At 68.4% G+C, this 9,947-nt stretch carries 9 protein-coding genes; 2 read left to right on the top strand and 7 right to left on the bottom strand.

The features are described 5' to 3' along the window. Nucleotides 1–352: 352 nt before the first annotated feature. The 3 genes from IE107_RS23650 to thyX all read right to left on the bottom strand — a co-directional run bounded on the left by IE107_RS23650 (nucleotide 353) and on the right by thyX (nucleotide 3,957). A complete protein-coding gene (locus tag IE107_RS23650; protein ID WP_189546036.1) occupies nucleotides 353–2,038 on the bottom strand; it encodes a ribonuclease J in 1,686 nt (561 codons plus the stop codon). A 129-nt stretch (nucleotides 2,039–2,167) separates the two neighbouring features. Beyond that, complete coding sequence (gene dapA, locus IE107_RS23645; RefSeq protein WP_189546034.1) at nucleotides 2,168–3,067, bottom strand: 4-hydroxy-tetrahydrodipicolinate synthase; 900 nt, start codon at nucleotides 3,065–3,067, stop codon at nucleotides 2,168–2,170. A gap of 152 nt (nucleotides 3,068–3,219) precedes the next feature. Then, nucleotides 3,220–3,957, bottom strand: coding sequence for an FAD-dependent thymidylate synthase (gene thyX, locus IE107_RS23640; protein WP_189546032.1), 738 nt, complete (start codon nucleotides 3,955–3,957; stop codon nucleotides 3,220–3,222). A gap of 185 nt (nucleotides 3,958–4,142) precedes the next feature. On the opposite strand from thyX, the gene IE107_RS23635 reads away from it, so the two are divergent. Continuing rightward, entirely contained in the window at nucleotides 4,143–4,382 is a 240-nt protein-coding gene (locus tag IE107_RS23635) for a hypothetical protein (RefSeq protein WP_189546030.1), read from the top strand. Nucleotides 4,383–4,476: 94 nt separating this feature from the next. Beyond that, nucleotides 4,477–5,028 carry an SCO5741 family PH domain-containing membrane protein gene (locus IE107_RS23630; RefSeq protein WP_189546028.1) on the top strand — a complete coding sequence of 184 codons (552 nt, stop codon included), beginning with the start codon at nucleotides 4,477–4,479 and terminating at the stop codon, nucleotides 5,026–5,028. A 39-nt stretch (nucleotides 5,029–5,067) separates the two neighbouring features. On the opposite strand, the gene IE107_RS23625 is transcribed toward IE107_RS23630, so the two are convergent. The 4 genes from IE107_RS23625 to IE107_RS23610 are packed head-to-tail and all read right to left on the bottom strand — an operon-like array spanning nucleotide 5,068 to nucleotide 9,905. Further along, complete coding sequence (locus IE107_RS23625; protein ID WP_189546026.1) at nucleotides 5,068–5,526, bottom strand: tetratricopeptide repeat protein; 459 nt, start codon at nucleotides 5,524–5,526, stop codon at nucleotides 5,068–5,070. 12 nt (nucleotides 5,527–5,538) lie between these two features. Beyond that, nucleotides 5,539–6,291, bottom strand: coding sequence for a 4-hydroxy-tetrahydrodipicolinate reductase (gene dapB / locus IE107_RS23620; protein ID WP_189546024.1), 753 nt, complete (start codon nucleotides 6,289–6,291; stop codon nucleotides 5,539–5,541). Nucleotides 6,292–6,315: 24 nt separating this feature from the next. Further along, nucleotides 6,316–7,695, bottom strand: a complete 1,380-nt coding sequence (locus IE107_RS23615; RefSeq protein WP_189546022.1) for a M16 family metallopeptidase — start codon at nucleotides 7,693–7,695, stop codon at nucleotides 6,316–6,318. Continuing rightward, on the bottom strand, nucleotides 7,692–9,905 hold the full coding sequence (locus tag IE107_RS23610; protein WP_189546020.1) for a polyribonucleotide nucleotidyltransferase: 2,214 nt from the start codon (nucleotides 9,903–9,905) through the stop codon (nucleotides 7,692–7,694). The genes IE107_RS23615 and IE107_RS23610 overlap by 4 nt, the downstream gene beginning before the upstream one ends. Nucleotides 9,906–9,947 lie beyond the last annotated feature (42 nt).

Below are 9,947 nucleotides of genomic sequence, written 5' to 3'. Positions count from 1 at the left end.
GTTCCCGACTCTATCAGACTCTTTCGTGTCCGATTCCCGGTCGAAGCGGGCCCTGCTTCGCTTTCCAGGTCCTCGCTATCGCGATTCCCTTTCCGGCGGCTCCAACCTTACCAGAGTCTTTTTCGTTCCGTTTCCGGTTCGAATTTGAATTCCGGTGGCCTTTGGATTGGCCTTGCCTTTCGGCTGGACCGACTTTATCAGAAGTTCTGAGTCGGAATTCCCGCCCCTTCGGGGAGCTCGCTGCACACAGGTGTGCGCGGCGTTTCCCGGTCAGGCGGAGCCGTAAACGTACTGGAGCGGGGCGCCCCGATGCAAATCGGGGGCCCCGCTCCTCAGTTCGTGTCCGTCGGCGTCAGACCTCGACGACGACCGGAAGGATCATCGGGCGCCGGCGGTAGGTGTCGGAGACCCACTTGCCCACCGTGCGGCGGACCAGCTGCTGGAGCTGGTGGGGCTCCATCACGCCGTCCTGGGCAGACTTGTTGATCGCGTCCTCGATCTTCGGCACGACGGCGCCGAATGCCGAATCGTCGATGCCGGAGCCGCGGGCGTGGATGTCCGGGCCGCCCACGATCTTGCCGGTGGAGCTGTCGACCACGATGAAGACCGAGATGATGCCCTCGTCACCGAGGATGCGGCGGTCCTTGAGCGAGGTCTCGGTGACATCACCGACCGAAAGGCCGTCGACGTACACATAGCCCGCCTGGACCTTGCCGACGATCTTCGCCTTGCCGTCGACGAGGTCGACGACGACGCCGTCCTCGGCGATGACGATGTGGTCCTTGGGTACGCCGGTGAGCGCGCCCAGTTCGGCGTTGGCCCGCAGGTGGCGCCACTCGCCGTGGACCGGCATCAGGTTCTTCGGCTTGCAGATGTTGTAGAAGTACAGCAGCTCGCCGGCCGAGGCGTGGCCCGAGACGTGGACCTTTGCGTTGCCCTTGTGGACGACGTTGGCGCCCCAGCGGGTCAGGCCGTTGATCACGCGGTAGACCGCGTTCTCGTTGCCCGGGATCAGGGACGACGCGAGGATCACCGTGTCGCCCTGGACGATCCTGATCTGGTGGTCGCGGTTGGCCATCCGGGACAGCGCGGCCATCGGCTCGCCCTGGGATCCCGTGCAGACCAGCACGACCTCGTCGTCCGGCAGGTCGTCGAGGGTCTTCACGTCCACGACCAGGCCCGCGGGGATCTTCAGATAGCCGAGGTCACGGGCGATGCCCATGTTGCGGACCATCGAGCGGCCGACGAAGGCGACCCTGCGGCCGTACTCGTGTGCCGCATCGAGGATCTGCTGGATGCGGTGGACGTGGCTGGCGAAGCTCGCCACGATGATGCGCTTCTGGGCGTTGGCGAAGACTGTACGCAGGACATTGGAGATGTCCCGCTCGGGCGGTACGAAGCCGGGGACCTCGGCGTTCGTCGAGTCGGAGAGGAGAAGGTCGATGCCTTCCTCGCTCAGCCGGGCGAAGGCGTGCAGGTCGGTGAGCCTGCCGTCCAGCGGGAGCTGGTCCATCTTGAAGTCGCCGGTGGCGACGGCCAGGCCCGCGGGCGTGCGGATGGCCACCGCGAGGGCGTCCGGGATGGAGTGGTTGACCGCGACGAACTCGCAGTCGAACACGCCGATGCGCTCGCGCTGGCCCTCCTCCACTTCGAGGGTGTACGGACGGATGCGGTGCTCCTGGAGCTTCGCCTCGATCAGCGCGAGGGTCAGCTTGGAGCCGATGAGGGGGATGTCCGGCTTCAGGCGCAGCAGGTACGGGACACCGCCGATGTGGTCCTCGTGGCCGTGCGTGAGGACAATGCCCTCGATGTCGTCGAGACGGTCCCGGATAGTGGTGAAGTCCGGCAGGATCAGGTCGATTCCGGGCTGCTCCTCTTCGGGGAAGAGGACTCCGCAGTCGACGATGAGCAGGCGGCCGCCGTACTCGAAGACCGTCATGTTGCGGCCGATTTCGCCGAGGCCGCCGAGCGGGGTGACGCGGAGGCCGCCCTTCGGGAGCTTCGGCGGGGTGCCGAGTTCGGGATGCGGATGACTCAAAAGACTCTCCTTACCACGCACGCCACGTACCGCTTGGGCACGTGGCGCGCATGTCATTCGTGCACTTGCTGTTGTCTGTGATGTCGCTCTTGCGAGTGTTCTTCGCTTATTCAGTTATGAAGTCTGTGGTTACAGCTCTACCCCGCCGGCCGCGAGATCGATCTTGAGCTGTGCCGTCTCCTGTGCGGTGAGTTCCACCAGGGGGAGGCGCAGCGGGCCCGCGGGGAGGCCCTGGAGGGCCAGTGCGGCCTTGGTGGTGATCACGCCCTGGGTGCGGAACATACCGGTGAAGACCGGCAGGAGCTTCTGGTGGATCTCCGTGGCCTTCTGGACGTCGCCGTCGGCGTATGCCTCGATCAGGGCACGCAGGTCGGGGGTGACGACATGGCCGACGACGGAGACGAATCCGATGGCGCCGACCGAGAGCAGCGGAAGGTTCAGCATGTCGTCGCCGGAGTACCAGGCGAGGCCGGAGCGGGCGATGGCCCAGCTCGCGCGGCCGAGGTCGCCCTTGGCGTCCTTGTTGGCGACGATGCGCGGGTGCTCGGCGAGCCTGACCAGTGTCTCCGTGTCGATCGGCACACCGCTGCGGCCGGGAATGTCGTAGAGCATCACCGGCAGGCCGGTGGCGTCGGCGATGGCCGTGAAGTGACGGAAGAGACCTTCCTGCGGCGGCTTGTTGTAGTACGGCGTCACCGCGAGGAGGCCATGGGCGCCGGAGCGTTCGGCTGTACGGGCGAGCTCGATGCTGTGGCGGGTGTCATTGGTGCCGATGCCGGCGACGACGTGGGCCCGGTCTCCCACAGCCTCCAGTACCGCCCTCACGAGCTGGTCCTTCTCCGCGTCGCTGGTGGTCGGGGACTCGCCGGTGGTGCCGTTGACGACCAGGCCGTCATTGCCTGCGTCCACCAGATGGGCGGCGAGCCGCTGAGCACCGTCGAGGTCGAGTGCGCCGTCCGCCGTGAACGGCGTGACCATTGCGGTGAGGACCCGCCCGAAGGGGGTCTGCGGAGTGGAGATCGGAGCCATGGGTAACACGCTACTCGCTGCTCAGCGCCCAATGTCCCCTCGGGGGGACAAGCTATAGGAGCCCGGCACTGCCTGCTCGGGGGTTCAAGCAGTGCCGGGTCCGTTTGATCAGCCTAGATGAACTTCACGAAACGCCGCAATACGGACACCGCTTACGGGGCTACGCGTCCGTTTTTGTTGAAGGCTGCATGGGTGAGCGGCATGAGCCGGGCCCAGTGCTCCTCCATCTGCTGGCCGACCATCTCGATCTCGCGCTGCGGGAAGGAGGGCACCTTCGCCATCTCGTGCTGGGTGCGCAGGCCGAGGAAGTGCATCAGTGAGCGGGCGTTGCACGTGGCGTACATCGAGGAGAAGAGGCCGACGGGAAGCACGGCGCGGGCCACCTCGCGGGCCACTCCCGCGGCGAGCATCTCCTGGTACGCCTCGTACGCCTGGCGGTAGGAGTCCTCCATGACGCGGCCGGTGAGCTCCTGCTGGGCCTGGGTGCCCTCGACGAACTCGTACTTGCCGGGGCGGCCCTGCTGGACGAGCTTGCGGGACTCGTCGGGGACGTAGAAGACCGGCTCCAGCTCCCGGTAGCGGCCCGATTCCTCGTTGTACGACCAGCCGACGCGGTGCCGCATGAACTCGCGGAACACGAAGATCGGGGCACTGATGAAGAAGGTCATCGAGTTGTGCTCGAAGGGGCTGCCGTGGCGGTCGCGCATCAGGAAATTGATGAGTCCCTTGGAGCGCTCGGGGTCCTTGGTGACCTCCTCCAGGGACTGCTCACCGGCCGTGGAGACACGGGCCGCGAACAGGACATCGGAGTCGCCCGCGGCGTGTTTCACCAGCTCAACGGTGACATCACTGCGGAAGCTGGGCTTTGCGGGCTCGGGGGTCTCGGTCACCGGCGGGGTCCTTCCAGTTGCGTCGCTCGGGCGGCGCCCACTCTACGGGCCACCACTGACAACCGGGTCCGGAAGGGCCTTCCAGGATTTCTTCGACGAATTCGGCGATTCGGGGCACCGATCGGGCCTGCCACGCGTCTGACTCAATAGCAGCATCCGTAACAGAGTTCAAGGAGACCTTCCTCATGTTCCGCCGGCGCGAAGCCGTCCCGTTCTCGTTCGTGGCCGAGAGCGACCGATTCCGCAGCAACGTCACTCCGCCCCCGCGGGAGCGCGCCAGCGTCTCCCAACTGGCCGGCCGCTCCCTCGTCGGGCTGACGATCGTCGCCGGCCTCGTCGGGTCGCTGGTCCTCGGCCTGCCGGCGCTCAGCCCCGCCCAGAGCGCCTCGCACGTCGAGCAGACCGAGGCCGCCCACGGGCACTGACTCGTACGGCCCCCCTGGGGTGGTCGGGTCGTTGACCTCCTCGATAGCCTCACCGGGCACAGCAATCGAGCGTGTTTGTGAGTGAGGATCAGTCGTGCCCCTGCCCTTTCTGACGGCCGACCGCGCGTTTGACGCCAGCGCCGAGGACATCGCGCTGCCGTTCGACGACCACGACAGCTGGCGGCGTCCCTACCGCCCCGGCCCCTGGCGGGTCGGGGCCGCGGCCTCCCTGCTGCTGCTCGCGTCCTTCGTCCTGCTCGCGGGCATGGTCATCGCGTTCGCCGGGGCGCTGCCGGGTGCGGCCGTATGCCTGGGGCTCGCCGCCGTGGTCATCGTCTGCGCTCTGCGGCTGCTGCGGGTCGGTGCCTGGGTCAGCCAGCACGGCGTACGCCGGGTGGGCTTCTTGACGACGACGACCGTGCCGTGGGACCGGGTCACCGCCATCCGCACGGTGCAGCAGCCGGTGAAGTGGCTCGGGTTCCCCCGCACCGTGCAGGGGCAGGCCCTGATCGTCGTACGCCAGGGCGGCGAGGCGATTCCGCCGCTGCTCACCGACAACAACGCCGACTTCCTGACGCGGGCCGAGGCCTTCGACCGCGCGGCCGACACGGTCGAGGCGTGGGGGGACGAGTACCGGCGGGTCTGAGCCCTGGAACGACCGGGCCGCCCGGTCCGGCACGCCCGTTCAGGACGTGCCGGGCCGGGCGTCCTTCGTGTGCAGGGCGATGGCCCGCTGCATGGCCTTCCGCGCCCTAGGGGTGTCCCTGGCGTCCTGGTAGGCGACCGCGAGGCGGAACCAGCAGCGCCAGTCGTCCGGGGAGTCCTCGGTCTCCTCGCGGCGGCGGGCGAACACCGCGTCCGCCGAGTCGCGGTCGATACGGCCGGACGGGGTGCGGACCAGCTCGTCGACCGGCAGGCCGCCCTCCGCGTGGAGTTCCGCGGCCAGTGCGTTCGCCCGCGACACGAACTGGGTGTTCTTCCAGAGGAACCAGACGCCGATCACCGGCAGGATCAGCACCGCGACCCCGAAGGTGACCGTCAGCAGTGTGCCGTGCCGGATGAGCAGTACGCCGCGGCTGCCGACCAGGACGAAGTAGAAGACCAGGACGGCGGCGGTGACGAAGTATGTGATCTTTGCGCGCATGGCAGGGCTCAGTCAGTTCAGGTCGAGGAAATGTTCCAGGCCGAACGTGAGGCCGGGAGTGGTCGCCACACGGCGTGCGCCGAGCAGGATGCCCGGCATGAAGCTGCTGTGGTGCAGGGAGTCGTGGCGGATGGTGAGGGTCTCGCCCTCACCGCCGAGCAGCACTTCCTGGTGGGCGAGAAGGCCGCGGAGCCGGATCGCGTGGACCGGGACCCCGTCCACGTCCGCGCCGCGGGCGCCGGCCAGGGCCGTGGTGGTGGCGTCCGGCTGCGGGGCGCAGCCGGCCTTCCTGCGGGCCTCGGCGATCAGCTGGGCGGTGCGGGTGGCGGTGCCCGAGGGGGCGTCCGCCTTGTTCGGGTGGTGCAGTTCGACGACCTCGACGGACTCGAAGTAGCGGGCCGCCTGCTCCGCGAACCTCATCGTGAGGACGGCGCCGATGGAGAAGTTCGGCGCGATGAGCACACCGGTCTCCGGGGAGTCGGCGAGCCAGGTGTTCAGCTGCGCGAGCCGTTCGTCGGTCCAGCCCGTCGTGCCGACGACGGCGTGGATGCCGTGCCGGACACAGAAGTCGAGGTTGTCCATCACGGACGCCGGGGTGGTGAGCTCGACGACGACCTGGGCGCCGGATTCCGTGAGGGTCTCCAGCTCGTCGCCGCGGCCCAGCGCGGCCACCAGCTCCATGTCGTCGGCGGCCTCGACGGCTCGTACCGCCTCGGATCCGATCCGGCCCCTGGCGCCGAGAACGGCCACGCGCAGCTTGCTCATTGCTCTGCTTCCTTAACGGTGGAGTTAGGAGACCGCTTCTTCGAGGCGGTCGGCCTGCTTGTCCTTGAGCGGGCCGATGACGGACAGGGAGGGACGGTGTCCGAGGACCTCGTCCGCGACCGCCCGGACGTCGTCGGGGGTGACCTGTGCCATCCGGGCCAGCATGTCGTCGACCGACATCTGGTCGCCCCAGCACAGCTCGCTCTTGCCGATGCGGTTCATCAGCGCGCCGGTGTCCTCCAGGCCGAGGACCGTGGAACCGGAGAGCTGCCCGATGGCACGGCCGATCTCCTCGTCGCTCAGTCCCTCGGACGCCACCCGGTCGAGCTCGTCCCGGCAGATCTTGAGGACGTCGTGGACCTGGCTGGGCCGGCAGCCCGCGTACACCCCGAAGAGTCCGCAGTCGGCGAAGCCCGAGGTGTACGAATACACGCTGTAGGCGAGGCCGCGCTTCTCCCGCACCTCCTGGAAGAGGCGTGAGCTCATACCGCCGCCGAGAGCGGCGTTGAGGACGCCCAGCGCCCAGCGGCGCTCGTCGGTGCGGGCCAGGCCGGGCACGCCGAGAACGACATGGGCCTGCTCGGTCTTGCGGTTCAGGAGCTCGACCCGGCCCGCGGTGCGGAGCTTGCGGGCGCCGTGGCGCGGGGCGACCGGGACGGCGTCGGTGCGGGACAGGGCGCCCGCCCGCTCGAACGCCTTGCGGACCTGGCGTACGACCGTGGCGTGGTCGATGTTGCCGGCGGCGGCGACGACCAGGTGCGTGGGGTCGTAGTGCTTCTTGTAGAAGCGGGCGATCCGGCCGCGGTCGAGCGCGTTGATGGTGTCGACGGTGCCGAGGACCGGGCGGCCGAGCGGGGTGTCGCCGAGCATGGTGTGCGCGAACAGGTCGTGCACGCAGTCGCCCGGGTCGTCCTCGGTCATCGCGATCTCTTCGAGGATGACGCCGCGCTCGGCGTCGACGTCCTCGGCGGTGATCAGCGAGCCGGTCAGCATGTCGCAGACGACATCGATGGCCAGCGGGAGGTCGGTGTCGAGGACCCGCGCGTAGTAGCAGGTGTACTCCTTCGCCGTGAAGGCGTTCATCTCGCCGCCGACCGCGTCGATCGCGGCGGAGATGTCGAGGGCGCTGCGCTTGGCTGTGCCCTTGAAGAGGAGGTGTTCGAGGTAGTGCGTCGCGCCGTTCAGCGTGGGGGTCTCGTCGCGTGATCCGACGTTGGCCCAGATGCCGAAGGTGGCGGAGCGTACGGAGGGCAGGGTCTCGGTGACGACCCGGAGGCCGCCGGGCAGGACGGTGCGGCGGACCGTACCGATGCCGTTGGTGCCCTTGAGAAGCGTTTGGGTACGGGCGACGGCCCGCGCCTCGAAGGAGGCGCGGGCCGTCGTCACGGAACTACGGGACGTCACTTGGCGGCGTCGTCCTTCTTCTCGTCCTCTTCGCCCTCGATGACCGGGATCAGGGAGAGCTTGCCGCGGGAGTCGATCTCGGCGATCTCGACCTGGACCTTGGTGCCGACACCGAGCACGTCCTCGACGTTCTCCACGCGCTTGCCACCGGCGAGCTTGCGGATCTGCGAGATGTGCAGCAGGCCGTCCTTGCCCGGCATCAGGGACACGAACGCACCGAAGGTGGTGGTCTTGACGACCGTACCCAGGTAGCGCTCGCCGACCTCCGGCATGGTCGGGTTGGCGATCGAGTTGATCGTGGCGCGGGCCGCCTCGGCGGCCGGTCCGTCGGCGGCACCGATGTAGATGGTGCCGTCGTCCTCGATCGTGATGTCGGCGCCGGTGTCCTCCTGGATCTGGTTGATCATCTTGCCCTTGGGGCCGATGACCTCACCGATCTTGTCCACCGGGATCTTGACGGTGATGATCCGCGGGGCGTTCGGGGACATCTCGTCCGGGACGTCGATGGCCTCGTTCATCACGTCGAGGATGTGGAGGCGGGCGTCGCGGGCCTGCTTCAGCGCGGCGGCCAGGACCGAGGCGGGGATGCCGTCGAGCTTGGTGTCGAGCTGGAGCGCGGTGACGAACTGCTTCGTACCGGCGACCTTGAAGTCCATGTCGCCGAAGGCGTCCTCCGCACCGAGGATGTCGGTGAGGGCGACGTAGTGGGTCTTGCCGTCGATCTCCTGGGAGATCAGGCCCATGGCGATACCGGCGACGGCGGCCTTGAGCGGCACACCGGCGTTCAGCAGCGACATGGTGGAGGCGCAGACCGAACCCATGGACGTCGAGCCGTTGGAGCCCAGCGCCTCGGAGACCTGGCGGATCGCGTAGGGGAACTCCTCGCGCGTCGGCAGCACCGGCACGATGGCGCGCTCGGCGAGCGCTCCGTGGCCGATCTCGCGGCGCTTGGGCGAGCCCACGCGGCCGGTCTCACCGACGGAGTACGGCGGGAAGTTGTAGTTGTGCATGTAGCGCTTGCGGGTCACCGGGGAGAGGGTGTCCAGCTGCTGCTCCATGCGGAGCATGTTGAGGGTGGTGACGCCCAGGATCTGGGTCTCGCCACGCTCGAACAGCGCCGAGCCGTGCACCCGCGGGATGGCCTCGACCTCGGCGGCGAGCGTACGGATGTCCGTGACACCGCGGCCGTCGATGCGGACCTTGTCCTTGATGACGCGCTCGCGGACCAGCTTCTTGGTCAGCGCGCGGTACGCGGCGGAGATCTCCTTCTCGCGGCCCTCGAAGGCCGGGAGGAGCTTCTCGGCGGCGATCTCCTTGACGCGGTCCAGCTCGGCCTCGCGGTCCTGCTTGCCGGCGATGGTGAGCGCCTGGGCCAGCTCGGACGTCACGGCGGCGGCGAGCGCCTCGAGGACGTCGTTCTGGTAGTCCAGGAAGACCGGGAAGTCGCCGGTGGGCTTGGCGGCCTTGGCCGCGAGGTCCGACTGGGCCTTGCAGAGGACCTTGATGAAGGGCTTCGCGGCTTCCAGACCGGCGGCGACGACCTCCTCGGTGGGAGCCTCGGCGCCGTCCTTGACGAGCTGGATGGTCTTCTCGGTGGCCTCGGCCTCGACCATCATGATCGCGACGTCGCCGTCCTCCAGGACGCGACCGGCGACGACCATGTCGAAGACGGCGTCCTCGAGCTCGGTGTGCGTCGGGAAGGCGACCCACTGGCCCTTGATCAGGGCGACACGGGTGCCGCCGACCGGGCCGGAGAAGGGCAGGCCGGCCAGCTGCGTGGAGCAGGAGGCGGCGTTGATCGCGACCACGTCGTACAGGTGGTCGGGGTTGAGCGCCATGACCGTCTCGACGATCTGGATCTCGTTGCGCAGGCCCTTCTTGAAGGAGGGGCGCAGCGGGCGGTCGATCAGGCGGCAGGTGAGGACCGCGTCCTCGGAGGGCCGGCCCTCACGGCGGAAGAAGGAGCCGGGGATCTTGCCGGCCGCGTACTGCCGCTCCTCGACGTCCACCGTGAGGGGGAAGAAGTCGAGCTGGTCCTTGGGCTTCTTGGAAGCGGTGGTGGCCGACAGCACCATGGTGTCGTCGTCCAGGTACGCCACGGCGGAACCGGCGGCCTGCTTGGCCAGGCGGCCCGTCTCGAAGCGGATGGTGCGGGTGCCGAAGGTTCCGTTGTCGATAACGGCCTCGGCGTAGTGGGTCTCGTTCTCCACTAGCGTTTTCTCCGATACATAGCGTCTTCGCGCCCCCACGCC

It is taken from the genome of Streptomyces gelaticus (assembly GCF_014649535.1).
Lineage (GTDB): Bacteria > Actinomycetota > Actinomycetes > Streptomycetales > Streptomycetaceae > Streptomyces > Streptomyces gelaticus.
This window is presented reverse-complemented; position numbering and strand designations above follow the sequence as displayed.